The organism is Streptomyces sp. NPDC049954 (genome assembly GCF_040656295.1).
In the GTDB taxonomy this organism is placed as follows: Bacteria; Actinomycetota; Actinomycetes; order Streptomycetales; family Streptomycetaceae; genus Streptomyces.
Map to the genome: position 1 here is coordinate 37,379 of NZ_JBFALS010000009.1, position 25,211 is coordinate 62,589.

Below are 25,211 nucleotides of genomic sequence, written 5' to 3' on the forward strand. Positions count from 1 at the left end.
CAGGGAATGAGCACTTGTCGACGAAAGGAGAGCAACCTTGTCTGTGTCTGATCGAACCTGATCGAAACGAGGGTGAGGTTGTATCGGAGTGCGCCGGGGCGCTTCCTGACCTGCGGGGAGTCCTCGGCGCCGACGCCCCGTGCTACTCGGCCTCCGCCTCCATCGCCCGCACCAGACTGGTGGGACGCATGTCGCTCCACGCGCTTTCGATTACGTCCAGGCATTCCTGGCGTGATCCCTCCGGGCCGGCGCCGCGCCAGCCGCCCGGGATGTCGAGATGCGCGGGCCACAGCGAATACTGGCCCTCGCCGTTCACGAGGGGCACGAACCGCCCCGACTCGTCGTCGAACGGATTAGTCACGGCGTTCCCCACCTGTTCTCGCTCTTTCCGCGTCATGTTCATCAGTCATTTCCGGGAATGTTGCGTCAGTCCTATTCCGCAGCCTATGGGCCCCCGCCCCCTCGCGCCGCGACTTCGGCCATGCGCAATATCGATACGTTACACCCCCGCTTACCGTCGGCACACCGAAGACCGGGATACCCGGGGTCTGCACGTTCATGCCAATCACATTAGAGGACCCGCCGCACAAAAAACGCACACTTGCCCTGTTACTGGCGGGTACTTAACGAGGGGGAGGGTGCCGCAAAGCGCCTGCGGCATATGCCGGGACGCCCTCTGTGGACGTATCGAGACAACTGGCGCCCAGATTGCCCGTTTTTGCGGATGTATGACCTGGGTGATTTCGGATGGGCCCCGGTATGTACCGGCGAAGTCCCTCCGCGCGCACGGCTTCGGCTCCGAGCACCCGTGCGCCGGGTGTGCGCCCCGTTCCCCGTGCTGTGCCCCGGGGGGATCGTCCGCGTGACGGGGCGGCAGGCCAGGCGCGCAAACAGCCGACCGCCGTACGGAAACAGCCGTACGGCGGTCGTGTCAGGGCCCCGGTGAGCCGGGGGAGGAGGGCGGGACGAGGTGTGGGCCGCGGCCTCAGCGGCCCGCCGCCTCGCGCTCCGCCATCTGCTGGAACCGGCCCAGGTCGTAGTTGGCCAGGGCCGAGTCGAGATTCGTGAGCGCGCCGAGGTGCTCCACGAAGCCGGCGGGGTCGTACTCGATCTGGAGGGTCACCCGGCTCTCCGTGTCACTGAGCCGGTGGAAGGTGACCGCGCCCGCGTGGTGCACCCCTTCGGTCGTGCGCCAGGCGATGCGCTCCTGCGGGACCACCTCCGTCAGCTCGGCCACGAAACTCTTGTCGGCCCCGGGGAGGGAGAGCCGCCAGGCGAACGTGGTCGCGTCGACGCGCCGCACGTCGTCCACGTGGCTGAGGAAGGCGGGCCAGCGCTCGACGTCCTGCCACAGTGACCAGCTCACCGCCACGGGGGCCTTGATGTCGACGGCTTCGAGCAGTGAGGACGCCATGGAGTCTTCTCCCTGAGTGCGGCACGGTGTGTCCCCTCCCGGCTACCCGCACCCGCCGCTTTCACCGGGGACGAGGTGGCCGGGCGGGCGCACGGGCGGACGAAGGGCGGGGCGGCGCCGGTCCTCCGGCCCCGCCCCGCCCCCGCGTCCTCCTCCGCCGCGCGCCCCGCGCGTCACAGCACGCGTCGGCGCCGGCCCAGCCAGGTCTGGGCGATCACCACGACCGCGAGGAACGCGCCGCTCACCACCTGCTGGTACGCGGAGTCCAGCGAGCCGATCTGGTTGATGATGTTCTGGATCACCTTCAGCAGCAGAACCCCGACCAGAGAGCCCGTCAGGAAGCCGAAACCACCGCTCAGCAGAGTCCCGCCGATCACCACCGCGGAGATCGCGTCGAGCTCCATGCCGTTGCCGAGGATCGTCACCCCGGACACCAGCCACGCCGCGTTGAGCGCCCCCGCGAGGCCCGAGCACAGCCCCGACAGGGCGTACACGGTGGCCTTCGTCCGGGCGACCGGCACCCCCATGAGGGCCGCCGCGTCCTCGTTCCCGCCCACCGCGTACACGTACTGGCCGAAGCGGCTGCGGCGCAGGGCCACACCGCCCAGCACGAACAGCACCGCGGTGATCCACACGGGTACGCCGATGCCCAGCAGCTTGTCCTGGCCCAGCGAGGCGAAGAAGGTCGACTTGTCCACGAGATAGGTGTCGGCGCCCTCGTCGGTCACCGCGAGCAGCAGCCCGCGCGCCCCCAGCATCGCCGCGAGCGTCACGATGAACGGCGCCAGCCGGGATTTCGCGATCAGCAGCCCGTTGACCAGACCGATCAGGCCGCACACCGCGAGCGGCAGCAGCAGCGCCACCGCCGTCCCGTACTGCGAACCCCACGCGGCGAGTACGCCGCCCAGCGCGAACAGCGAACCGACCGACAGGTCGATGCCCCCGGTGATGATCACGAACGTCATGCCGAGCGCGACCACGGCGAGGAACGCCGAGGACACCGCCATGTTCTCCAGGTTGTCACCCGTCATGAAGGTGTCGAAGCACAGGGAGGCGACCAGGACGGCCACCACCAGCGTCATCAGGGCACCGTGCTGCTGGGCCAGCGCGCTCAGCCGCTCCGAGCGGCTCGCGCCGAGGGCTTCCTCCTCGACGACCGGACCGTCCTCCACGGGCGCCCCGGGCTTCGTGACCGTGCTGTTCACCGCTTCCCCCTCTCCCGGGCCGCGTACACGGCGAGAACGATCACCACGGCCTGTGCGATCTGCGTCCACGACGGCGGCAGATCGTGCTTGATGAGCGTGGCGGTGAGCAACTGGATGAGCACCGCGCCGGCGACCGTGCCGCCGATCCGCACCCGGCCGCCGGTGAGCGGAGTGCCGCCCACCACGACCGCCGTGATCGCGGACAGCTCCATGAGCGTGCCCAGCGAGGTCGGGTCGCTCGCCGAGAGCCGGGCCGTCGCGAGCACCCCGGCGATCGCCGCGAGCAGCCCGGAGCACACGTAGACCACGATCAGGACCCGGCGCACCGGCAGGCCCGCGAGCTTCGCCGCAGGACGGCTGTCGCCGACGGCGAGCAGCTGCCGGCCGAAGGTCGTGCGCCGCACCACGAAGGCCACGACCACCGCGAGCACCGCCGCGATGATCACGAGGTACGGGATGCCGAGCACCGCACCCGATCCCAGGGAGGCCATGCCCTCGTTGCGCACGTCCTTGAGCTGCGGCAGCAGCACGAGCGCCAGGCCCCGCCCGCCCACCATCAGCGCGAGCGTCGCCACGATCGGCTGGACTCCCACGAACGCGACCAGCGCCCCGTTCGCGAGCCCGACCAGTATCCCGCCGACGGCCGCCACCACCAGCGCCGCCCACAGCCCGTACCCCAGGTACAGCGAGACCAGCGAGGTGGCGAGCGCCATGACGGAGCCCACCGACAGGTCGACGCCCTCCGTCCCGATCGCGAGCGCCATACCGAGCGCCACGATGATGATCGGGGCGACCTGCACGGCCTGGGTGCGGAAGTTCTCGCCGGACAGGAAGTGCGGGGTGAACACGATGTTCACGAGCAGCAGCACCACGACGCCCGCGTACACCCCGTACTCCTGGAGCAGGTGGCGCAGCCGGTCCCGGTCCGCGGTGAACCCGCGCAGCGTCAGGTCAGTCATCCTCCGCCCCCTTCACCAGCGGGCCGTCCACGCGCACGGTCTCCACGACCGCGCCGTCCCTGGCCGGCGGAGCCGCGGCGATCGCCGCCATCAGCCGGTCCTCGCTCACCTCGTCCCCCGTCAGCTCCGCCACCACCGCCCCGTCCTTGAGCACCATCACCCGGTCCGAGCCCTCCACCAGTTCCTCGGGGTCCGAGGAGATGAGGACGACGGCCAGCCCGTCCTCGGCCAGTTCGTCCACGAGCCGCTGCACCTCGGCCTTGGCCCCGACATCGATCCCGCGCGTCGGCTCGTCCAGCAGCAGCACCTTCGGCTGCATCGCGAGCCACCGGGCGAGCAGCACCTTCTGCTGGTTGCCGCCCGAGAGTTCCCCCACCTTCTGGTGCACCCCGGCCGACTTGATCCGCAGCCGCTCCACGAAGGTCTCGACGACCCGGTCCACCCGCCCCTCGTCCACCAGGCCGAAGCGGGACAGCCCCGGGAGGGCGGCGAGCGCGATGTTCTCGCGCACCGACAGACCCGGAACGATCCCCTCGGCCTTGCGGTCCTCCGGCAGGAGACTGATCCCGGCGCGGATCGCGGCCGGGGTCGAACCCGTCCGCACCTCCTGCCCGGCCACCCGCACCCGCCCGCTGTCCGGGGACAGCGCCCCGGCCACCGCGCGCACGGTCTCGCTGCGGCCAGAGCCGAGCAGACCGCCCAGGCCCACCACCTCACCGGGCCGTACCGCGAAGGACACCCCGTGCAACTGGTGCCGGGCGGTCAGGTCCTGGGCCTCCAGGACCGGTTCGGAGTCGTTGCTGTGGTTGCCGGTGAACTTCGTGACGCCCTCGGCACGCACCTCGCCCAGTTGCCGGCCCAGCATCAGCGACACCAGCCGCAGCCGCTCCAGCTCGGCGAGCGGACCGGTGTGCACCACCTTGCCGTCCCGCAACACCGTGACCTGGTCGCACACCTCGTACAGCTCGTCCAGCCGGTGGCTGACGTAGACGACCGCGATCCCGCGGTCCCGCAGCATCCGGATGACACCGAACAGCGTCTGCACCTCGCGCGGTTCCAGCGAGGAGGTGGGCTCGTCCATGATGACCACCTTGGCGTCCACCGACACCGCGCGGGCCAGAGCCACCATCTGCTGCGTACCGACGCTCAGTTCCCTCAGCGGACGACGCACGTCGACCCGGACGCCGAGCGAGCGCAGCGCCTCGTCGGCCTCCCGGTGCATCCGGCCGAAGTCCACCAGGCCGAAGGCCCGGCGCGGCTCACGACCCAGGAAGAGGTTGCGGGCCACGCTCATGAGCGGGACGAGGTTGACCTCCTGGTAGATCGTGGAGATCCCCGCCTCCTGGGCCTGCAGCGGAGTGGCGAAACGGACCGGGGAGCCCTGGTAGGTGAGGGTCCCCTCGTCCGGCCGGTACACCCCGGTCAGCACCTTGATGAGCGTCGACTTCCCCGCCCCGTTCTCTCCGATGAGGGCGTGCACCTCGCCGGCGCGGGCGGTGAAGTCCACGCCGTCGAGGGCCCGGGTGCCGGGAAAGACCTTGGTCAGACCCGAGACCGTCAGCATCAGAACGCCTTCCCCAGATCGGCCTCGGCGTTGTCCTCGGAGTAGGCGCTGTCCTGGATCAGGATGTTCTGCTGCACCTCTTCGCCCTGGGTGAACTCGTCCAGGGTCTTGAACGCGAGCGGACCGAAGCGCGGGTTGGACTCGATGACCCCGGAGATCCAGCCGTCCACGATGCCCTGCACCGCGTTGCGGGTGCCGTCCACCGTCACGATCTTGATGGCTCCGGCCTTCTTGCCCGCGCCCTTGAGGGCGTTGACGGCGCCGAGGCCCATCTCGTCGTTCTCCGCGTAGATGCCCTTGATGCCGGGCTTGGACTGGATGAGCTGCTCGGTGACCGACTGCCCCTTCTCGCGGGCGAAGTCACCGGTCTGCTCGAACACCACCTTCAGGCCGGGGGCCTTCTGCGCGATGCGGTCCTTGAAGCCCTTCGTGCGCTCGGTGGTGACGTTGTTGCCCGCGGCGCCCAGCAGGATGGCCACCTCGCCCTTGCCGCCGGTCGCCTCGATCATGCTGTCGGCGGCCCGCTCGCCCTGCTTGACGAAGTCGGAGCCGATGAAGCTCACGTAGTCCTTGCAGGCCGTCCCGTTGATCTGCCGGTCGACCGTGACGATCGGGATCTTCTTGGCGCTCGCCGAACGCAGCACCGGCTCCCAGCCGTCCGAGTTCAGCGGGGCGATGACCAGCAGGTCCGCGCCCTTGGCGATGAGGTCCTGCACATCGCTGATCTGCTTGGAGAACTGCGACTGCGCGTTGGCGGTGAGCAGTTTGACCCCGCGCTTCTTCGCCTCCGCCTTGATCGAGGCGGTCTCGGCGATGCGGAAGGGGTTCGCCTCCTTCTCGGACTGCGAGAAGCCGACCGTCGCCGAGGACAGATCGATCTTCTTCGCCCCGTACGTGTCGGAGGTGCAGGTCTTTCCCCCGGCCTCGGGGGTCTGCACCACCTGGTCGGAGTCCTTGCTCTGCGCGGAGCTCGCTCCCTTGTCCTTCGTGTCGCCGCCGTCGTCCTCGGACTTCGAGCAGCCGGTCGCCAGCGCGAGGCTCGCGACGAGGGAGGCGGCCAGTGCGGTCTTCACGGTGGTGCGGTAGAGCAGTGCGGTCGGCTTCATGGAAGTCCCCATTGCGGCACGGACCCGGGCGCGGACACGCCGTCGGGTGAATGGCACTTACGGTCAACTCAGCTTGTGGGTCAGGTTTTTACATCGTTGGAAGGCTGCTGTAAACCCTCCGGGGCGCGCGGCTTTGCCGGCACGTCCCCGCGCCACGCCCGTCAGCGCCTTCCCAGGGTGCTCTCCCGCTGTAGAAGTTCGAACGGAGCGGTCACCGAAATCAACTCCGTCTCCACCGGCGGCTGCAGGCCCGATTTCTTGTCCGAGGCCCGCGCCAGCGACCTGACCAGCGACTCCACCGCGAGCCTCGCGATCGCGCGCTTGTCCGGGGCGACGGTCGTGAGCGTCACCGAGCCGTACCGCGACTCCGGAATGTCGTCGAAGCCGACCACCGCCACGTCCCACGGGACCCGCAGCCCCCGCTCGTGCAGGACGCGCAGAGCACCCACCGCTACCAGATCGTTGTACGCGAACACGGCGTCGGGCCGCACTCCGGAGTCCAGCAGCCGGGCCATGCCGGCCGCCCCGTCGCCCCGGTCCCAGCCCCCGGTCGGCGCCGCGAACCGCTCGGAGGTGTCCATTCCGGCCGCCGTCAGCTCCTCCCGCCAGCCCTGAAGCCGCAGTTGGGCGGGTCGGTTGGGGGAATCGGTCCGCGCGCCGAGGAAGGCGATCCGGTTGCGCCCCAGGTCCAGCAGGTGGCGCACCGCCTGCCGCGCCGCCGCCACGTTGTCGATCGCGATGTGGTCGTAGGGCAGGGGGTACTCGCGCTCCCCCAGCAGCACGAGCGGTACGTCGTCGACGCGCGCCTCCAGGTCCTGCTGGTCCAGCTCCAGCGGCGAGAGGATCAGCCCGTCGATGACCCGGGCCCGGAATCCCTGGCTGACCAGCACCTCCCGTTCCCGCTCGCCCCGCGTGTGGTCGAGCAGCACCGTCAGATCGTGCTCGGCGGCGGCGTCGATCACGGCACCCGCCACCTCGGCGAAGTAGGGATTGCCGAGCTCCGGTACGGCGAGCGCGATGATTCCGGTCCTGCCCTTGCGCAGGTGTCGTGCCGTCAGGTTCGGCCGGTATCCCAACTCGTCGATGGCACGCTGCACTTTGGCTCGCATGGCCGGTGTGACGTGCTCGTATTGGTTGACGACGTTGGACACCGTCTTGATCGACACGCCCGCCCGCAGTGCGACATCCTTGAGGCTCACCCGCACGGAATCTCCTCCGCTTTGTCAACACCCCGCCGACTGGGGGCGTTTGTCATGACCCTGGACAGTAGGCGAGACGGCGTGCTCTCATGCCATCTGCCGTTGCTTGCAACGTTGTACAGACTGGAGCGGCGAGCCGCCACCCTTCCTCAACAACGGAGGAGTACGTGCGTTTCAGAAGGAGAATGTCCCCCCTCACCCTGCTGTGTGCAGGGGTACTGGGAGCCGCAGGACTGACCGCGGTGCCCACCGCGAACGCCGCGGACGACCCGGGTCCCGCAGCCGTGCACGGGCTCAAGGGCGACTACTACACACAGAGTGCCCCGGGCGCTTTCGACTTCGACCAGTTGAAGAGCACCGCCTTCGACCCGAACCTGGACATCGACAGCCTCGACGGGAAGCTGGAAGCGGCCACCGGTCAGGCCGACGACGTGAACGTCCGCTGGACCGGGAAACTCGTGCCGGAACACTCCGGCGCCCACACCTTCTCGATGACTGGTGACAACGGTTTCCGGCTGTGGATCGACGGCAAACTCGTCATCGACCACTGGGTCGACGACTGGGACGTGGAGCAGAAGTCCCAGCCCGTCGACCTCGAAGAAGGCCACGCCTACGACATCAAGGTCGAGTACTTCGAGCACGAGGGCGGATCCAACCTCCACCTCGACTGGACCCCGCCGGGAGGGGCCAAGGAGCCCGTCCCGCAGTCGGCCTTCCTGCTGCCCGACGGCTGGGACTACGAGGGCGCGACCTCCGCGACCGTCCTCAAGGACGGCCGCAGCCTGCGCGTCGGCTTCACCCAGAAACTCGCGGCACCGCCCGCCGGTCTCACCGAGCACCTCACCGCCAACATCGGCGGCGCGGACTGGCCGCTGAGCAAGGCGAAGGCCGACCCGAAGGACCCCAGCAGCCTCATCCTCCCGCTCAAGGAGCCGGTCGTCGGCCAGGGCGGGGCCGTCGACCTGCGCTACGACGGGAAGGGCGGCCTGAGCACCAGCGAGGGCAAGGCGCTCGACCCCTTCTGGGCCAGCGGCGACAACCAGTCCGAGTACCAGCTCAAGACCCGCTGGTCCAAGGACGTCAGTCCCTCCAACGCCCACCCCGAGTACCCGCGTCCGCAGCTCACCCGCGACAAGTGGCAGAACCTCAACGGCACGTGGCAGTTCGCCGCCGCCAAGGCCGGCGAGAAGCCGCCGGTGGGCAAGAAGCTGGGCGAGAACATCCTGGTGCCCTACCCCGTGGAGTCGCAGCTCTCCGGGATCGAGCGCCACGAGGACCGGATGTGGTACCGCCGCACCTTCACCGTCCCCGACAACTGGAAGGTCGGGCACGGCAAGCAGCTCAAGCTCAACTTCGACGCGGTGGACTGGCAGTCCGAGGTCTACGTCAACGGCGTCAAGGTCACCGAGCACAAGGGCGGTTACGACCACTTCTCGGCCGACATCACCAAGGCCCTGAAGCCCGGACGCACCCAGGAGCTGCTGGTCGGGGTGTACGACCCGACCGACGCCAAGGACGGGGAGAACCCGCCCATGGGCAAGCAGCGCGAGGACCCCAGCGGCATCTGGTACACCCCCAGTTCCGGTATCTGGCAGACCGTCTGGATGGAGCCGGTCGCCGCCGACCACGCCGACTCGCTCAAGCTGACCCCCGACGTCAAGGGCCAGAAGGTGGCCGTCGACGTGCGCGGGGTCCGCGACGGAGTCCCCGTCACCGCGACCGCCTACGACGGCAAGCGCAAGGTCGCCACCGCCAACGGACGCACCGGCTCCACCCTGAACGTCCCGGTGCGTGACCCGCACCTGTGGTCGCCCGACGACCCGCACCTCTACCAGCTCAAGGTGAGGGTCGGTGACGACGAGGTCGGCAGCTACTTCGGGATGCGCGAGATATCCGTCGAGAAGATCAACGGCACCCCGCGCACCGTGCTCAACGGCAAACCCGTGTTCATGATGGCCACCCTCGACCAGGGCTACTGGCCCGACGGGCTGCACACCGCGCCCACCGACGAGGCCCTGGCCTACGACCTCAAGGAACACAAGGCGCTCGGCTTCAACTCCGTGCGCAAGCACATCAAGGTCGAACCGGACCGCTGGTTCTACTGGGCCGACAAGCTGGGCCTGCTCGTGTGGCAGGACATGCCGGCGATGGACAACGACCGCACGCCCGACGCAGCCGCCCGTACCGAGTACGAGCACGAGCTGAAGCAGATGATCGACCAGCACAGCAGCAGCCCCTCGGTGATCATGTGGGTCACCTTCAACGAGGGCTGGGGCCAGTACGACCAGGCCCGCGTCGCCGACGAGGCCAAGGCCTGGGACCCGACCCGGCTGGTCAACAACATGAGCGGGGTCAACTGCTGCGACGCCGTCGACGGGGGCAACGGCGACATCGCCGACGCCCACGGCTACCCGAGCCCGCTCCTGCCCGAGCCCGACGGCAAGCGTGCCCTGGTCAGCGGGGAGTTCGGCGGACTCGGCCTTGCCCTGCCGGGCCACGCCTGGCCCGTGCAGCAGAGCTACATCGGTGTCGAGAAGGAGCAGTACACCGACGAGTACCTCAAGAAGGTCGACGAGGTGCGGGCCCTGGCCTGCAAGGGCAGCAACGGGTCCGTCTACACCCAGATCGCCGACGTCGAAGGGGAACTCAACGGGCTCATGACCTACGACCGCAGCATCATGAAGCCCGACGTCAAAAAGGTGAAGGCCGCACAGCAGGCCCTCATCCACGACGCCTCGCAGCCGGTGGTCAAGGGGTGCACAAGCTCCTGATCCGGCACACCGGGCGGCCGAGCGCACGACGCCCACCCGACCCGGTGCCGAACGGGTGAACGGGGCCGGTCCCAGCGCGGGACCGGCCCCGTTCGCGTGACACCGGCCGTGCGGGTGCGCGGGATCGGCCCTAGCGTGAGTCCCGGGCCGCGCCCCGTGGTGAAGGGGCCCGCGCCACCCGCCCGCCGCTCACCCCGGCCGCCGTACGGGAAGGTCCCCACATGCCCGAGCTGCACCCTCTCGGCGCCTTCGATCTGCGTCGTTCGCTCGCCTTCCTGGAGGGCTGGCCCCCCACGGCCGGCGAGCACGGGGACACGTCCCTCGACTTCACCTACTGCACCCCCGGCGACTGGGCCCCCACCACTGTCCGCGTCACCCAGAAGGACCGCACCCTGCGGGTCGAGGCCTCGCGCACGGTGACCGACGAGCTTCTCGCCGATGTCGCGCGCATCCTGTCGGTGGACGTGGACGCCACCCCGCTGTCCAGGATCGCCGCCACCGACCCGGTCGTCGCCGCCCGCCTCAAGGCCGCCCCCGGGCTGCGCCCGGTGCTGTTCTGGAGCACGTGGGAGGCGGTGTGCTGGTCCGTGCTCTCGCACCGCACCTCGGTGCGGGCCGCGTCCACCGTCAGCCGGCGGGTGCGGCGGGAGACCGGACCACGCGTCACCTGGCAGGGGGAGGAGCGCGCGGCGTTTCCCCCGCCGCACCAGGTAATCGACGCCCCCGCACTGCCCGGAGTCGAGCCGCCCCGGCTCGCCCGCCTCCAGGCGCTCGCCGAGGCGGCGCTCGACGGAACCCTGGACGCGGCCGCCCTGCGGGCCCTGCCCACCGAGAAAGCCGTCGAGCGACTCGGCCAGCTCCCCGGGGTCGGCCCGTTCTACGCCGGGCTGATCCTGGTCAGGGGAGCGGGCGCGCCCGACGTCCTGCCTGCCTCCGAGCCACGGCTGAAGGAGCGGATGCGACGGGCGTACGGGCTCGCGAAGAACGCGCCCGACGAGCGCTACCGCGAGATCGGTGAACAGTGGCGTCCCCTGCGCTCGTGGTGCGCCTTCCTGCTGCGCGCGGCCCCCGAGAGCGACCTGCGCCCGAAGGCGTAGCCGCTCGCGGGGGCCGCGGTGGCACCACTGGGCAACTCCTAGGCCGGCAGCCCGCCCCGGCGGATCACCTCGGCGTACCAGCGGGCACTGGACTTCGGGATGCGCGTCTGCGTCGCGTAGTCGACGTAGATCGCGCCGAACCGCTTCGCGTAGCCGTAGGACCACTCGAAGTTGTCGAGCAGGGACCACAGGAAGTAGCCGCGCACATCGGCCCCGTCCGCGATCGCCCGGCGTACGGCGTCGAGGTGGGAGTGCAGGTAGGCGATCCGCTCCGGGTCCTCGACACGGCCCTCCGGCGAGACGTAGTCGTCGAAGGCCGCGCCGTTCTCGGTGACCATGAGCGGCAGCTCCGGGTGCGCCTCGCCCACCTGCCGCAGCAGCGTGTACAGGCCCTCCGGGTCCACCGCCCAGTTCATCGCGGTCCGCTCGCCCGGGGCGAGGTGGAAGGCGACGTCCTCGGCGCCCGTCCACGGGGAGTACGCGCTGGCGCCGTGACCGTCGTCCTGCGCGTCGCCCGCGCCCTCCTCGGCGGCCGCAACGACCGTGGGGGTGTAGTAGTTGACACCCAGCAGGTCGATCGGGCGGGAGATGGTCTCCAGGTCCCCGTCGTGCACCAGCTCGTTCCAGTCCACGATCCGCGCGGTGTCCTCCAGCAGGTCCTGCGGGTAGGCGCCGTCCAGGATCGGGCCGGTGAACACCCGGTTGCCGACCGCGTCGATACGGCGGGCCGCGTTCGCGTCCTCGGCGCTCGTGGTCAGCGCCCGCACCTGGTGCAGGTTGAGGGTGATCGAGGTCTGCGCGGACTCGGGGAGGACGGAGCGCAGCACCTCGACCCCCCGGCCGTGGGCGAGGTTGAGGTGGTGGGCGGCGCGCAGCGTCGCGGCGGGCTCGTGCCTGCCCGGGGCGTGCACCCCGGAGCCGTAGCCCAGGAAGGCCGAGCACCACGGCTCGTTGAGCGTGGTCCACACCGGCACCCGGTCACCGAGCGCACCGGCCACCAGCGCGGTGTAGTCCGCGAACCGCTCGGCGGTGTCCCGCAGCGGCCAGCCGCCCGCGTCCTCCAGCTCCTGCGGCAGGTCCCAGTGGTAGAGCGTGGCCACCGGGGTGATGCCGGCCGAGAGCAGTTCGTCGGTCAGCCGGCGGTAGAAGTCCAGCCCCCGCTCGACGGCGGGACCCCGCCCGGTGGGCTGGACCCGGGACCAGGAGACCGAGAAGCGGTACGCCCCCAGCCCCAGCTCCTTCATGAGGGCGACGTCCTCGGGGAAGCGGTGGTAGTGGTCGGCCGCGATGTCGCCGGTGTCCCCGTTGCGTACCTTGCCCGGGGTGTGGCTGAAGGTGTCCCAGATCGAGGGGGTGCGGCCGTCCTCGGTCGCGGCGCCCTCTACCTGGTAGGAGGCGGTCGCCGCCCCCCACAGGAAGCCGGTGGGGAACCTGGTCTCCTCGGGCGTCGGGCGGGGGGTGGTCTCGGAACGTACGGCGGTCATATGAGAGCGCTCCCATGCGGTGGTGCTGAGGGGGTGGGTCACGGCGGCGGACTGCGCAGCGGCAGGGGCTCTCAGCCCTTGACCGCGCCGGACATGATGCCTCCGACGATCTGCTTGCCGAAGATCACGAACACCGCGAGCAGCGGCACCGTGCTGATCAGCGCGCCCGCCATCACGATGGACTGGTCGGGCGTGTAGGAGGCGCTGAGCTGACCGAGCGCCACCTGGATGGTCGGGTTCTGCTGGTTGAGGGCCAGGAAGGGCCAGAAGAAGTCGTTCCAGGCCTGGACGAAGGTGAGCATGCCCAGGACCATCATCGCCGGCCGGGCCACCGGCAGGACGATGGTCCACACGATGCGCAGGTTGTTCGCACCGTCGACCTTGGCGGCCTCGACGAGTTCGTAGGGCAGCGCCTCCAGGAGGTACTGCCGCATGAAGAACACTCCGAAGGCGCTCACCAGGGTCGGGAAGATCACCGACTCCAGCTGACCGCCCCAGCCGATGTCCGCCATGATCTTGAACAGCGGGACGACGCTGAGCTGCGGGGGGATCGTCAGGGTCGCGATGACGGCGGTCATGAGGAAGCCGCGTCCCCTGAACCGCATCTTCGCGAAGGCGTACCCGGCCAGGGTGCAGAAGAACAGGGTCGCCAGGGTGATGCAGCCCGCCACGATCACCGTGTTGACGATGGCCTTGCCCAGGTTCGCCTGTTCCCAGGCCGCCTGGAGGTTGTGGAAGAGCTTGCCGCCCGGTATCAGGGGCGGCGGCGAGTCCAGTACCCGCTGCTGGTTGTGCGAGGCGGCCACCAGCGTCCAGTACAGCGGGAAGACGGACAGCAGGCCGACGACGACGAGCGCCGCGTAGGTGAGGGGACCGCCGCGCAGCTGTTCGCCGGCGCCGATGCGGAACCGCCGGCGTCCTGCGCCGGGCGCGGGCGGGCTGTCGGGAGTGGGTGTCAGGGCACGGGGGCGGCCCTGCGTGGTGGTGGGCGTCGAAGTCATTGAGGTCGCTCCCGGTCAGGCCGCGCTCTTGCGCACGCGACGGCCGACGATCCAGTTGATCAGCGCGATCAGCAGTAGCAGTCCGAGCATCGCCCAGGCCACGGCGGCGGCCGGGCCGAGGTGACCGAGCTTCCAGCCGTAGTTGTAGAGGTAGATGCTCATGGTCTCGTACTGGTTCTCGTTGCCGCCGGTCGCGCCCAGCGTGCCGCCCTCCAGGAGCAGCGGCTCACCGAAGAGCTGCATCGAGCCGATGGTCGAGATCACGATGGTGAACAGGATCGTCGGACGCAGCGAGGGGATGGTCACCTTGCGGAACTGCTGCCAGCGTGAGGCCCCGTCGATCGCGGCCGCCTCGTAGAGATCGGCGGGCACCGCCTGCATCGCGGCGAGGTAGATGAGGGTGTTGTAACCGGTCCAGCGCCAGATCACGATGACCGAGATGGCGATCTTCGAAGTCCAGTGTCCGTTGGCCCAGTTCGTGTCACCCAGCCCCACGAAGTGCAGCACCCAGTTCAGTAGGCCCCCGTCGGCGCGGAAGACCAGAGAGAAGACCAGCGCGGCCGTGGCCACCGAGGTGGCGTACGGGGTGAGGATGACGGTGCGCCAGAAGGTGCTGGCCCGCAGCTTGTAGTTGAGCAGATGGGCGAGGCCGAGGGCGACCATCAGCTGCGGGACGGTCGAGATGACGCCGATGATGAACGTGTTGGCGACGGAGTTCCAGAACTCGGAGTCCTGGAGCACCCGGCTGAAGTTGTCCCAGCCGATCCACTCCATCTGGTCGAGGCCGGTCAGCTCGACGCGGTGCATCGCGATCCACCCGGTGTAGATCAGCGGGTAGAGCCCGAAGGCGGCGAAGACGAGGAAGAAGGGGGAGATGTAGGCGTACGGCGAGAACTTGTCGTCGAAACGCCACAACCGGCTGCGCCATGCCTGACGGCCTGACGACAGACTCTTCGGCCCGTTTCCCGAGGGATCGGGAGGCGGGGTGCGGGTGCCCCGGGTGGGGGTCGAGGTGGCCACTGACGGGAGTCCTTCCCTGGATGCTGTGGAACGGGGGACGGCAGGCGCGGCCCGGCCCGCCGCGGAGGGCCGGGCCGCGCCTGCCCGGTGGTCAGCCGATGGACTTGTCGATCTTCTGGGTCGCGGCCTTCCAGGCGTCGTCGGGCTTGGTGTTCCGCTGCTCCATGTTGTTGATCTCCTGGGAGATCGCATCCTTGATGGCCGCGTCCTTCGGGCCGAGAACGGCCTCGGGGATGGCGGTGGCCTCGGAGGCGTAGATCTCACCGATCGGCGCGTCGCTGAAGTACGAGAGCTTCGCGGTCTTCACGTCAGGCAGCTCGTAGGCCTTCTTGTTCGACGGGAACAGGCCGGTCGCCTTGAAGATCTTGGCCTGCTGCTCGGGAGCTGTCAGCCACTTGGCCAGCGCGGTGGCCTCCTTGACGTGCTTGCCGGACTTCGGGACGGTCAGGAAGGAGCCGCCCCAGTTGGCGGCGGTGTCACCGGGGGCCTTCGCGATGTCCCACTTGCCCTTGAAGGAGTCGCCCGAGTAGAGCTGGATCTGGTTGGCCATCCACGCGGGGCACACCACGCTCGCGATGGTGCCCTTGCGAAGGGCGGCCTGCCACGGCTTGTCGAACTGGGCGAGGCCCTGGCTCAGCTTCTTGGACGCGGAGTCGGCGGCCAGGCTCCAGCCGGCCTTCACGCTCGGGCTGTCCTTGTAGATCGCCTTGCCGTCCGCGTCGTAGTACTGCTGCGGGCTGGAGCTGACGACCCCGTTGAACATCGCGCTGGCCGTGTCCATGAAGTAAGTGCCCTGGGGAGCCTTCTTCTTGTAGTCCTCGCCGAGCTTGAGGTAGTCCTCCCAGCCGCCGGCGACGGCCTTGCCGACCGACTCGCGGTCGCTGGGCAGGCCGGCCTGCTTGAAGAGGTCGCTGCGGTAGCACAGCGACATGGGGCCGATGTCGGTCCCGGCACCGATCACGGCGCCGCTCTTGGCGGTGGCCTGCTTCTCCTTCCAGGAGACCCAGTCGTCCACGTTGATCGTCTTGCTCAGGTCGACGAACTTGTCGGCCTGCGTGTCGACGACCTCCTTGATGCGCCCCACCTCGACGCCCGTGACGTCGCCGAGACCACTGTTGCTGTTGAGCTGCTGCAGCAACTTCGGGTAGTAGTCCGCCTCGTTGGCGGTCGTCTCCTCCTTGACCGTGATCTTCGGGTGCAGCTTGTGGTACTCCGCGAAGAGCTTGGCCTCCTTGTACCCGAACTGTCCGTAGTCGGTGACGGTCAGGGTGATGTTCCCGTTCGAATCAGCCGCGGAGTCGTCGGAGTCGTCGCTGCTGCAGCCGGTCAGCAGCAGGGCCGAGGCCGTGAGGGCCGTGGTCGCGAGGACGGCGGCTTTTCGGCCGCGTCCCGGGGCCGTGCGGGTGATGCGCATTCCACTACTCCTTGTGCCAGTGCGTAACCGGGGTCTTGGGGGCAGGACCGACCCGCACCACCTCGACCCTCGGCGCACGCCCGGCGCTGCGCGCCGCGGCATGTGGAGGAGGGGCCGGTGGTGCCTGATGTCCCGCGGGCGCACGCTCCTGCGGAGTGCCGGACGGAACCTGGCACACTATGGGAGCGTTCCCACGGGCTGATGCCGGAAGGTTGCTGCCTGCCTCACCTCCATGTCAAGACTTGAAGTCGGTTCTGTTGCCCGGAGGTGTCCCGCAGGTCATGCCGTGACGGCAGGACCCGGGGCCGGCAAGGCACCGCCGGCCCCGCGCAACAGCGAACTCGCGCAGGTGGGAGCACTCTTGGCGGCCTTTGGCCTCGGTTCGGTCGCCAAGGGGTCACAATGAGGCCACGTTCAGGACCTGATCACTGGAAGGTGACGATGAGTCAGTCCGCGCGCCCTCCCGCCCCGCGCGCCGCCCGCCCCACCCTGGAGGCGGTGGCGGCGCGGGCCGGGGTCGGAAGGGGCACCGTGTCGCGGGTGGTGAACGGCTCGCCGAGGGTCAGTGAACGTGCCAGGGCCGCCGTGCAGGCCGCCATCGCGGAACTCGGCTACGTGCCGAACCGGGCCGCCCGCAGCCTCGTGACCCGGCGCACCGACTCGCTGGCCCTCGTCGTGCCCGAAGGGGAGACGCGCCTGTTCTCGGAGCCCTACTTCTCGGACATCATCCGGGGGGTCGCGGCAGCCGTGGCCGACACCGATATGCAGTTGCTACTGATCCTGGTGCGCAACGCGAAGGAGCGGGAACGGCTGGCGTCCTACCTCGCGGCCCAGCACGTCGACGGGGTCCTGATGGTGTCGGTGCACGGGAACGACCCGCTGCCCGACCTCCTGGAGCGGCTCGACATGCCGGCCGTGCTCGCGGGGCGCCGCTCCGACCTCGAATCGCTCAGCTACGTGCAGGCCGACAACGTCGGGGGAGCGCGCAGCGCCGTGCGTCACCTGCTGGGCCGGGGCTGCCGGGAGATCGCGACCATCACCGGCCCGCTGGACATGGAGGTGGCCAGAGCGCGCCTGTCGGGTTACCGCAGGGCGCTCGCCCAGGCGGGCATCGTCGCGGACGAAGGGCTGGTGGCCGTGGGGGACTTCACCGAGGAGGGAGGACGCGCCGCGACGCGGGAGCTGCTGGAGCGCCGGCCTTCCCTGGACGCCGTCTTCGCCGCCTCCGACGTCATGGCGGCGGGGGCCGTGCAGGTGGTGCGGGGGAGCGGTCGCCGGGTGCCGCAGGACGTCGCCGTGATCGGCTTCGACGACTCGATGGTCGCCCGGCACACCGATCCGCCCCTCACCAGCGTCCGTCAGCCGATCGAGGAGATAGGTCGCGCGATGACCCGGCTGCTGCTGGACGAGATCGCCGACTCGGGGCGTGCGCACCGCCAGGTCGTCCTCGCGACGGAGCTGGTGGTACGCGGGTCCGCCTGACGGACCCGCGTGGAGAATTCACAGGAGCGAAGAACGCCGGGGCGTGGCCCGCGGGGCCGGTGCGCCGGAGGGCGGCGGCGCCCGGGGCGGGGCTCCGTGCGCCGTACCCCCGCGGCCGGACGTCCGTGCGGGCGCGTCAGACGGTCGTGCGGGCGCCGCGCCCGGAGGGCTGCTCCGCCTTCGTGTCCGAGGGGGAACGACGCGCCGGGACCCTGAGCATGACCAGACGCCGGGCCGCGCCCAGGCGGCGGCGGTAGCCGCGGTGGGTGTGCCGGGCGAGCGCCAGGCCGAGAACGAGCGAGGCGACGATCCAGGCCCCGAGGACGACGAGGACCAGGCCGAGGAGATGCACGGCGATCGCCGCCTTTCCGTCCGGGAGACCGTTGCCGGTCCTGCCTGTCCTCCCCTTCTTTCCGGGAGGGGCAGGCGTACACCTGTTCTTTGCGGGACCAGTATGACCCCTGAGGCGGCCTCAGGTCCGGTCCGTGCCGTATTTGCCGTCGCGGCAACGGGCCTTGCCGCCGTCCGTGGGGACGCCGCAGCGCGTGCGCGAGGAGCGGAGGCCCCGGAGAGGGAAGGTGCGGGACCGGAGGCCCGCCTCGTGGCGGACGGCACGACATCCCGCGGCCGGGGCCGTCCCCCTCAGCCGGCCCGGCCGGTGATCCACCGGTGGGCGGCCGCCGCGCTGAACTCCGCCTGACCGCCCCGGAACAGCAGATCCGCCCCGGCGAACTCGGCCTCCTGAGCCCGGTCCGCGAGGTAGGGGACCGCCACGCAGCGCATCCCGGCCGCGCGCGCCGCCCGCACCCCGGGTCCGGAGTCCTCCAGGACCACGCAGTCGGCCGCGGCCGTGCCCAGCCTCCTCGCCGTCTCCAGGAACACGTCCGGGGCGGGCTTGCCACGCGCGACCTCGTCGGCGGAGACGTACAGCGTGAAGCGGCCCGCTAGGCCGGTACCCGCGAGCACGGCCCCGATGGCCTCGCGCGAGGAACCGGAGGCCACCGCGAGCGGAACCCCCGCACCGTGCAGCAGCTCCACCAGCTCCCGCATCCTCGGGTAGACCTCGGTCGAGGTGCGGGCCAGGCCGAGATAGATCCGGTCCTGCTCGGCGAGGAGGTCCGCCACGTCCTCGCGCAGTCCGTACCGCTCACGCCAGTCGGTCAGCGTCTCGCGCGTGCTGATGCCCACGTAGCGCTCGTGCTGCTCCCAGGTGAGCGTGACGCCTCGCGCCGCGAGCAGGCGCCGCCCCGCCTCGTAGTAGTTCGGCTCGCTGTCCACGAGGGTGCCGTCGAGATCGAAGAGGACCGCGGTGCCCGCCGGTGCCGTACGCGTTGTGCTCATGACCCCAGCATGCCAAGCGCGAGGGGCGGGTCCGGGCCGGGCCCGCCCCGGAGGTCCGGCGCCTCGCCGCCGGGCCCGTGCCCGGTCCTGACCCCCTGCTACCGTCGGCGCGACGAGCGCGCCGATCACCGCGCTCAGGGCCGAGAGGGGACCAGCAGTGAGCGGCACAGACGCCGGGCGGGCGTACATCGGATCTTTCACCGCGGCCGGTGGACGGGGCGTCCTGACCGCCTCGGTCGACCCGCGGACGGGAGCGCTGAGCGTCCTGGACTCCCTCGACAGCGTCCCGGACCCGTCCTACCTCGTGCTCGCGCCCGGGGCCGGACGCCTCTACGCGGTGAGCGAGGCCACTCCCGGAGCGGTCGCCGCCTTCGACACCACGGGCGAGCGCCCGCGACCGCTCGGCGCACCCGTCCCGGTGGACGGTGACGGGCCCACCCACCTCACCCTCTTCGACGGCCACGTACTGACCGCCAACTACAACTCGGGCAGCGTCAGCGCTCTCGCACTGCGCCCCGACGGCTCTCTCGACCCGGAGCCGAACGTCGTCGTGCACAAGGGCTCGGGCCCGCACCCGCAGCGTCAGCAGGAGCCGCACGCCCACCAGGTGCTCGCCGATCCCTCGGGCCGCTGGGCGGTATCCGTCGATCTCGGCACCGACTCGCTGCGCGTCCTGCGGCTGGTGGGCGGTGCCCCGGTCGTCCACCGCGAGATCGCGATGCGCCCCCGCTCCGGCCCGCGGCACCTCGCCTTCCATCCGGACGGCCGGCACCTGTACGTCCTCAACGAACTCTCGCCGACGCTCACCGTGTGCCGGTGGGACGCCGCGGAGGGGGATCTGCGCGCCCTGAGCGAGACCGCGCTCCTGCCTCAGGCGCCCGCGGGCGACGCGTACGGCTCGGCGGTGCGGGTGTCGCCCGACGGCCGGTTCCTGTGGGCGGGCGTGCGCGGCGAGGACGTCGTGTCGGTCTTCGCGCTGGGCGCCGACGGGTCCACCACCCGGCTGGTCACCACCGTTCCGTGCGGAGGCGAGTGGCCGCGAGACGTCGCGATCGATCCGAGCGGCCGCTTCCTCTACACCGCCAACGAGCGCTCGGGCACGGTGGTCTGGTTCGTCCTCGACCCCGGGACCGGTCTGCCCCGCAGGGCGGGCAGTGTCGAGGCGCCCGCGGCCTCCTGCGTCGTCTTCGCCTGACCCGTCGCGCCGCCGCGAGGGCCTGTGACATGCCGATGGGCCCGCCCCGGGGGGCCGGGGCGGGCCCGGTGGATGAGCACGCGCCGTGCGCGGGGCCCTGCGCACGGGGTGGGCCGATCTGGCGCCGCGCCCTCAGCGCTGCGGGAACCCCGCGGGCTGCGGAGGGGTGATGCCCAGCGCGGCCATGTACTTCGACAGCACCAGCTTCCCGATGGCCGGGTACGAACCGAGCGGCTCCGCGGTCGGGCAGACAGCTTCGGCGGCCGCCGCCTGGAGCAGCCCCTCGTCCAGTTCGGGACCGATGAGGTAGGGCGCGAGGGCCAGCTGCGTCGCACCGGAGCCGCGCAGCTCCTCGGCGGTCGCCGCGATGGCCCCCTCCTGGTCGAGGGCGGCGGCCATGACCGGCACGGCGAGCCGCGCGGCCAGCAGCATCCCGGTGATCCCCGCCGCCTGGACGGCCTCGTCCCCGCCGACCGAGGCGAGGATGATGCCGTCCGCCGCCGTCGCCACCGTGAACAGCCGGGCGCGGTCGGCGCGGGCGAGACCCGCCTCCGACAGGCGCACGTGCAGGGCCTCGGCGAGCAGCGGGTGCGGGCCGAGGACATCCGTCAGCTCCGCCACCGCGCGGCTGTCGTTGACGGCCTGGCGCACGCGACGTAGCAGGGCGCTGTCGGGGCCGGCGAGCAGCGGGACCACGACCGCGACCGGCCCGTCGTCGGCCGGGAACTCGGCGCCGGCCGCCCTGGCCTGCTCGCGGCGCGCGAGGCGCTCCTCCGACGCGCGCGCGAGCACGGCCTGGAGCTGCGGGAACTCGGCCTGGACCGGATCGGTCTCGGTGCTGTCCAGGAAGCCGACCCGCGCGTTGAGGCCGGGCAGCTCGGAGCGGGCGATGCTGGTGACCTCGTCGGCCAGCGCCCTGGTCTCCTTGCCCGGGGTGCCGGGAACGGCCAGGACGAGGGCGGGAGCGTTGTCGGGAGCGACCGCGGGCTCGGGTCGGCGGTGCCGTCCCGACTGGCGAGGTCGAGGCATTCGTACGGGCAGGCCGGATGCGGGCCCAGAGGGGGTGCTCATGGCGCCGCATGGTACTGGTTTCCACCTCACCGCCGTTCGGGGAGGGGGCGGCTGAGAGGTATCCGTCCTGATTTATCCGGTCGTTGATACAGGGATAAACCATTCAGTCCCCGTTTCCGTCCGTTCCGCTCCCGGATCGCACAGGTGGCGGCCGGAGCGGACCAGCGGCGCACTCCGGCGCGGCGGGGCGCGCGGCACCGGCGCCCGCCGAAACGGGCGATCCCGGCCGCCCGTCGCCCGCTTGACCGAGGGCCCTCCTACGGGTGTCGGGCACCCGGCCTTGTCGCCCGTCCGGCCCCGGCGCCCGCCCGCCGTGCCACGGTCAGACGCGGCCCGGTTCCACGACCGTGAGCAGGCGCCCGTCCGTCGGTAGGCGCAAGGACCCCGAGGCGAGCGCCGAGGCGATCACCACCGACCCGTGCAGCGGGTCCCCTTCGGCCGGAGTGCGCCGCGCCCCGGGCAGCAGCCGCGCCAGGGCCCCGGCGAACGGGACGAGTAGCGGGTCCCCCATCCGGAACAGGCCCCCGGTGAGCGCCACTTCGGGCTCGCCGCCGGAGGGGCAGACGGCCCGGGCGGACTCCGCGATGTGCGTGGCGGCCCGCTCCAGGATCTCCCGCGCCACTCCGTCCCCGCCGGTGGAGGCGGCCGCGACCTCCGGGGCGAAGGAGGCGAGGACCGCGGCCCGGTCGGTGCGCGGGTACAGCCGGCCGGGAAGGCCGCCCGCAGGACCGAACAGTCGCTCGGCGCGCTCCAGCAGCGCCACCGACCCGCCACCGCGACCGTCGTGGGCCCGCAGCGCCGCCTCCAGCCCCGCGCGCCCGATCCACGCGCCGCTGCCGCTGTCACCGAGCAGATGACCCCAGCCGTCGGCCCGCCGCCACTGCCGCAGATCGGTGCCGAGCGCGATCATCCCGGTGCCGGCGGCGACCACGGCGCCCGGCCGCTGCCCGAGGGCCCCCGCGTAAGCGGTCACCGCGTCCGCGGCGAGCGCGAGCCGCGCGACGCCGAACTCCCGCTCCAGCGCCACCGGCAGCTGTGCGCGCAACTCGCCGCCGAGGGTCGCCATACCGGCCGCGCCGACCGTGAGAGCCGCGACGGGTTCCTCACCGGGCAGCACCGCACGCACCATCGGCACGAGCTGTTCGAGCAGATGCCGCGCCGAGATGCCCTCCGGCCCGGTGCGCACCGGCTCGCGGGACACCAGCGGGGCGGACACCTCCCGCCCGGCCCGCCGCACGGCCACCCGCAGCCCCGAGCCGCCGGAGTCCACCCCGACGACGACGGGCTCCGCCCCGCGCGCGGCGACGGGTCCGGGGGGCGTGGAACTCATGGTGGTACTCCGGAAAGGGGTGGGAGGGGCGGACGGCGACGGCGGCACCCTACCCCCGTCCGCCGCCCGGCCCGGGGCCCGGGCGCTTCACGGGCCGTACCCGGGCGGGTACGGACGGCGGGCACGGGGCCGGTAGAGTGATCTCCCGTGGCAGGACGACCCTTGAACGAAGTTGTCGAACCCGGCTGGGCCCGTGCCCTGGCCCCCGTCGCGGGACGGATCGCCGAGATGGGCGATTTCCTGCGTGCCGAGGTGGCGGCCGGACGGGCCTACCTCCCGTCAGGGGCGAACGTACTGCGCGCCTTCCAGCAGCCCTTCGACGACGTGCGGGTCCTGATCGTCGGCCAGGACCCCTATCCCACACCGGGCATGGCCATCGGGCTGAGCTTCGCCGTCGCCCCCGAGGTACGCAGGCTGCCGGGGAGCCTCGTGAACATCTTCCGCGAACTCCAGTCGGACCTCGGCGCGCCGCAGCCCTCCAACGGGGATCTGACGCCGTGGACCCGGCAGGGCGTACTGCTGCTCAACAGGGCGCTCACCACCGCGCCGGGGAAGCCCGCGGCGCATCGCGGCAAGGGCTGGGAAGAGGTCACCGAGCAGGCCATCCGCGCTCTGGTGTCCCGTGGGAAACCCCTCGTGTCGGTGCTGTGGGGGCGCGATGCCCGCAACCTCCGGCCCGTTCTCGGCGACCTGCCCGCCATTGAGTCCGCCCACCCCTCGCCGATGTCGGCGGACCGCGGCTTCTTCGGCTCGCGTCCCTTCAGCCGTACGAACGAACTGCTGGAGCGGCAGGGAGCCCAGCCGGTCGACTGGCGCCTCCCTTAAGGGGTGTCCACCGGATGGCGCCTTCCTTGAGGGGTCAGCCGCGGGACGCCGCCTCGGCGAGCGTGCGGCGGACCTCGGCGACGAGCCCCGGGCCCACCCGGCAGCAACCGCCGATCAGCCGCGCCCCCGCCTCGTACCAGCCGCGGGCCAGGGCCGCGTCGAAGCTCGGGTCGCTGCGCCAGCCCCGCGCGTGCGGGTCCCACATCTCACCGCTGTTGGGGTAGGCCACGCCGGGTTTGCCCGTGACCCGCACGGCGAGGGCCACGGCGTCGGCCACCTCGTGCGGATCGCAGCAGTTCACCCCCACGGCCACCACCTCCTCGGACTCGGCGGCCACCGCGAAGGCCTCGTCCAGCGGCTGTCCCGCGCGGGTCTCCCCGTGCGCCGCGCTGTACGAGAGCCACACCGGAAGCCCGCAGCCGCGCACCGCCGCGACCAGGGCCCGAGCCTCCTCGGCGTCCGGGACCGTCTCCAGCGCCAGCACGTCGGCACCCGCGGCCGCCAGCACCTCGATCTTGGGCCGGTGGAAGCGCTCCAGCTCGGCGACGGACAGCCCGTAGCGGCCCCGGTACTCCGAGCCGTCCGCCAGCATCGCTCCGTAGGGGCCGACCGAGGCCGCGACCCAGCGGCTGCCCGAGGCGCGCGCCGCCCCGACCGACAGGCGCAGAAGCTCGGCGGTGCGCTCCTGCCCGACGCCGCGCCGGGCGAAGCCCTCGAACGTCGCCTGATAGCTCGCCGTCGTCGCCACCTCGGCCCCCGCCTCCGCGTACGCCCGGTGCGCCGCGACCAGGGCCTCCGGCTCGTCCGTGAGCAGACGCGCCGACCACAGGGCGTCGCCCAGCGGGTGACCGGCCGCTTCGAGCTGGTTCGACAGACCGCCGTCGAGGACGACCGGCCCGGCCGCGAGCGCTAAGCTGAAAGACGTGCGGTTCATGAGGTCAGGCTAAGGCTGCGGGCCGTACCGGGCCGGCGTACTCGCGGGCCCGGCACGGCGGAGGCCCGGCGTCCCGTCAGTCCCTGAACTGAACCGGCCGGTAGGCCTTGAACTGGCTGCCGGACTTCAGGCCGTAGGTCAGGGAACGGTGGTCGGTCCCGTGGCTTCCGCGCTGTTCGTAGGCCGTGTAGGAGCGGTGGGCGGTGCTGTTCCACTTCTCGAAGATGACGACGTGCCGGGAATTGCTGCCGCCGATGGCGTCGATGACCAGGTCACCGGGCTTGAGCTGGTTCATGGCGATCGGACGGGTGAGACTGCGCGTCCTGGCCAGTGCCACGGTGTTGGGACCGGGCTTGGCCAGGCCGAGGGCCATCGAGGCGTAACCGGAGCAGTCCTGGCGGTAGCCGTCCTTCCACTTCTTGGCCTGGCTGTACGGGACCTGGCGGCCCCGGTTGGCGGTGAGCCATACGCGGGCCCGCTGAAGGGTCTGCCCACGGGTGCTCCTGGCCGCCGCCGAGGGATGGTGCGCCGAGGACGCGGGCGCGGCCGTGACGGAGCGAGGCTGCGCCGCCGCCCCGGCATGAGCGGGCAGGGCGGTGGCGCCGCCGGTGAGCACGGCGGTGACGACGAGCGTGGACAGGGTGGTCGTGGTCCTGCGCATGGATGGTTCCTCGTTCTCTGCTGGTTCCGGCCCTTCACCCGTCCCGGCGACCGGCCGGGAGGAGATCAGGTAACCGGAGCACTACCCTGCGCAACTTGTGCGGAACCATTGGTTTTCCGTGTATCTCGGAAGGAAGGG

General features: G+C 71.3%; 22 protein-coding genes. 5 read left to right on the plus strand and 17 right to left on the minus strand.

The annotated features are described in order from the left end of the window. Positions 1 to 142: 142 nt before the first annotated feature. The 7 genes from AB0J21_RS21490 to AB0J21_RS21520 form a co-directional block, all read right to left on the minus strand. On the minus strand, positions 143 to 361 hold the full coding sequence (locus tag AB0J21_RS21490) for an MbtH family NRPS accessory protein (protein WP_363147661.1): 219 nt from the start codon (positions 359 to 361) through the stop codon (positions 143 to 145). A gap of 624 nt (positions 362 to 985) precedes the next feature. Next, on the minus strand, positions 986 to 1,414 hold the full coding sequence (locus AB0J21_RS21495; protein ID WP_363147662.1) for an SRPBCC family protein: 429 nt from the start codon (positions 1,412 to 1,414) through the stop codon (positions 986 to 988). Positions 1,415 to 1,587: 173 nt separating this feature from the next. After that, positions 1,588 to 2,586, minus strand: coding sequence for an ABC transporter permease (locus AB0J21_RS21500; RefSeq protein WP_363147939.1), 999 nt, complete (start codon positions 2,584 to 2,586; stop codon positions 1,588 to 1,590). A 29-nt stretch (positions 2,587 to 2,615) separates the two neighbouring features. Next, the gene (locus AB0J21_RS21505; RefSeq protein WP_363147663.1) at positions 2,616 to 3,578 is read right to left on the minus strand and encodes an ABC transporter permease; all 963 of its coding nucleotides are present in this window, start codon (positions 3,576 to 3,578) and stop codon (positions 2,616 to 2,618) included. Further along, complete coding sequence (locus AB0J21_RS21510; protein WP_363147664.1) at positions 3,571 to 5,142, minus strand: sugar ABC transporter ATP-binding protein; 1,572 nt, start codon at positions 5,140 to 5,142, stop codon at positions 3,571 to 3,573. Before AB0J21_RS21510 ends, AB0J21_RS21505 begins: the two co-directional genes overlap by 8 nt. Continuing rightward, complete coding sequence (locus AB0J21_RS21515) at positions 5,142 to 6,248, minus strand: ABC transporter substrate-binding protein (protein ID WP_363147665.1); 1,107 nt, start codon at positions 6,246 to 6,248, stop codon at positions 5,142 to 5,144. Before AB0J21_RS21515 ends, AB0J21_RS21510 begins: the two co-directional genes overlap by 1 nt. A 161-nt stretch (positions 6,249 to 6,409) precedes the next feature. Continuing rightward, complete coding sequence (locus tag AB0J21_RS21520) at positions 6,410 to 7,453, minus strand: LacI family DNA-binding transcriptional regulator (protein ID WP_363147667.1); 1,044 nt, start codon at positions 7,451 to 7,453, stop codon at positions 6,410 to 6,412. Between the two features lie 179 nt (positions 7,454 to 7,632). Between AB0J21_RS21520 and AB0J21_RS21525 the strand changes: the two genes are divergently transcribed. Together AB0J21_RS21525 and AB0J21_RS21530 are read left to right on the plus strand one after the other, a co-directional pair. Continuing rightward, positions 7,633 to 10,218: a PA14 domain-containing protein gene (locus AB0J21_RS21525; protein WP_363147669.1), complete on the plus strand. Its 2,586-nt coding sequence runs from the start codon at positions 7,633 to 7,635 to the stop codon at positions 10,216 to 10,218. Positions 10,219 to 10,439: 221 nt separating this feature from the next. Continuing rightward, positions 10,440 to 11,315: a DNA-3-methyladenine glycosylase 2 family protein gene (locus AB0J21_RS21530; protein WP_363147670.1), complete on the plus strand. Its 876-nt coding sequence runs from the start codon at positions 10,440 to 10,442 to the stop codon at positions 11,313 to 11,315. Between the two features lie 38 nt (positions 11,316 to 11,353). Here AB0J21_RS21530 and AB0J21_RS21535 read toward each other — a convergent pair whose 3' ends face one another. The 4 genes from AB0J21_RS21535 to AB0J21_RS21550 form a co-directional block, all read right to left on the minus strand. Next, on the minus strand, positions 11,354 to 12,799 hold the full coding sequence (locus AB0J21_RS21535) for a GH1 family beta-glucosidase (RefSeq protein WP_363147671.1): 1,446 nt from the start codon (positions 12,797 to 12,799) through the stop codon (positions 11,354 to 11,356). Between the two features lie 71 nt (positions 12,800 to 12,870). Continuing rightward, positions 12,871 to 13,800, minus strand: coding sequence for a carbohydrate ABC transporter permease (locus AB0J21_RS21540; RefSeq protein ID WP_363147672.1), 930 nt, complete (start codon positions 13,798 to 13,800; stop codon positions 12,871 to 12,873). Positions 13,801 to 13,815: 15 nt separating this feature from the next. Continuing rightward, positions 13,816 to 14,820, minus strand: coding sequence for a sugar ABC transporter permease (locus tag AB0J21_RS21545; protein ID WP_363147673.1), 1,005 nt, complete (start codon positions 14,818 to 14,820; stop codon positions 13,816 to 13,818). Positions 14,821 to 14,911: 91 nt separating this feature from the next. Next, positions 14,912 to 16,234, minus strand: coding sequence for an extracellular solute-binding protein (locus tag AB0J21_RS21550; RefSeq protein ID WP_363147674.1), 1,323 nt, complete (start codon positions 16,232 to 16,234; stop codon positions 14,912 to 14,914). Positions 16,235 to 16,675: 441 nt separating this feature from the next. Between AB0J21_RS21550 and AB0J21_RS21555 the strand changes: the two genes are divergently transcribed. Beyond that, positions 16,676 to 17,716 (plus strand): LacI family DNA-binding transcriptional regulator, encoded by a 1,041-nt coding sequence (locus tag AB0J21_RS21555; protein WP_363147675.1) that lies wholly within the window; start codon positions 16,676 to 16,678, stop codon positions 17,714 to 17,716. A 136-nt stretch (positions 17,717 to 17,852) separates the two neighbouring features. Here the strand turns inward: AB0J21_RS21555 and AB0J21_RS21560 are convergent, their stop codons facing one another. Together AB0J21_RS21560 and AB0J21_RS21565 are read right to left on the minus strand one after the other, a co-directional pair. Further along, entirely contained in the window at positions 17,853 to 18,068 is a 216-nt protein-coding gene (locus tag AB0J21_RS21560) for a hypothetical protein (RefSeq protein ID WP_363147676.1), read from the minus strand. Positions 18,069 to 18,358: 290 nt separating this feature from the next. Further along, positions 18,359 to 19,057: an HAD family phosphatase gene (locus tag AB0J21_RS21565; protein ID WP_363147677.1), complete on the minus strand. Its 699-nt coding sequence runs from the start codon at positions 19,055 to 19,057 to the stop codon at positions 18,359 to 18,361. Between the two features lie 157 nt (positions 19,058 to 19,214). Here AB0J21_RS21565 and AB0J21_RS21570 point away from each other — a divergent pair, with 157 nt between their 5' ends. Then, positions 19,215 to 20,252, plus strand: a complete 1,038-nt coding sequence (locus tag AB0J21_RS21570; RefSeq protein ID WP_363147678.1) for a lactonase family protein — start codon at positions 19,215 to 19,217, stop codon at positions 20,250 to 20,252. 132 nt (positions 20,253 to 20,384) lie between these two features. Here AB0J21_RS21570 and AB0J21_RS21575 read toward each other — a convergent pair whose 3' ends face one another. Beyond that, positions 20,385 to 21,323: a hypothetical protein gene (locus tag AB0J21_RS21575; protein ID WP_363147679.1), complete on the minus strand. Its 939-nt coding sequence runs from the start codon at positions 21,321 to 21,323 to the stop codon at positions 20,385 to 20,387. A 322-nt stretch (positions 21,324 to 21,645) separates the two neighbouring features. Next, on the minus strand, positions 21,646 to 22,653 hold the full coding sequence (locus tag AB0J21_RS21580) for a BadF/BadG/BcrA/BcrD ATPase family protein (protein WP_363147680.1): 1,008 nt from the start codon (positions 22,651 to 22,653) through the stop codon (positions 21,646 to 21,648). 147 nt (positions 22,654 to 22,800) lie between these two features. Here AB0J21_RS21580 and AB0J21_RS21585 point away from each other — a divergent pair, with 147 nt between their 5' ends. Further along, the gene (locus AB0J21_RS21585; RefSeq protein WP_363147681.1) at positions 22,801 to 23,478 is read left to right on the plus strand and encodes a uracil-DNA glycosylase; all 678 of its coding nucleotides are present in this window, start codon (positions 22,801 to 22,803) and stop codon (positions 23,476 to 23,478) included. 34 nt (positions 23,479 to 23,512) lie between these two features. On the opposite strand, the gene mmuM is transcribed toward AB0J21_RS21585, so the two are convergent. Next, positions 23,513 to 24,412, minus strand: a complete 900-nt coding sequence (gene mmuM, locus AB0J21_RS21590) for a homocysteine S-methyltransferase (RefSeq protein WP_363147682.1) — start codon at positions 24,410 to 24,412, stop codon at positions 23,513 to 23,515. Between the two features lie 76 nt (positions 24,413 to 24,488). Continuing rightward, positions 24,489 to 25,073, minus strand: coding sequence for a hypothetical protein (locus AB0J21_RS21595; RefSeq protein ID WP_363147683.1), 585 nt, complete (start codon positions 25,071 to 25,073; stop codon positions 24,489 to 24,491). Between the last annotated feature and the right edge of the window lie 138 nt (positions 25,074 to 25,211).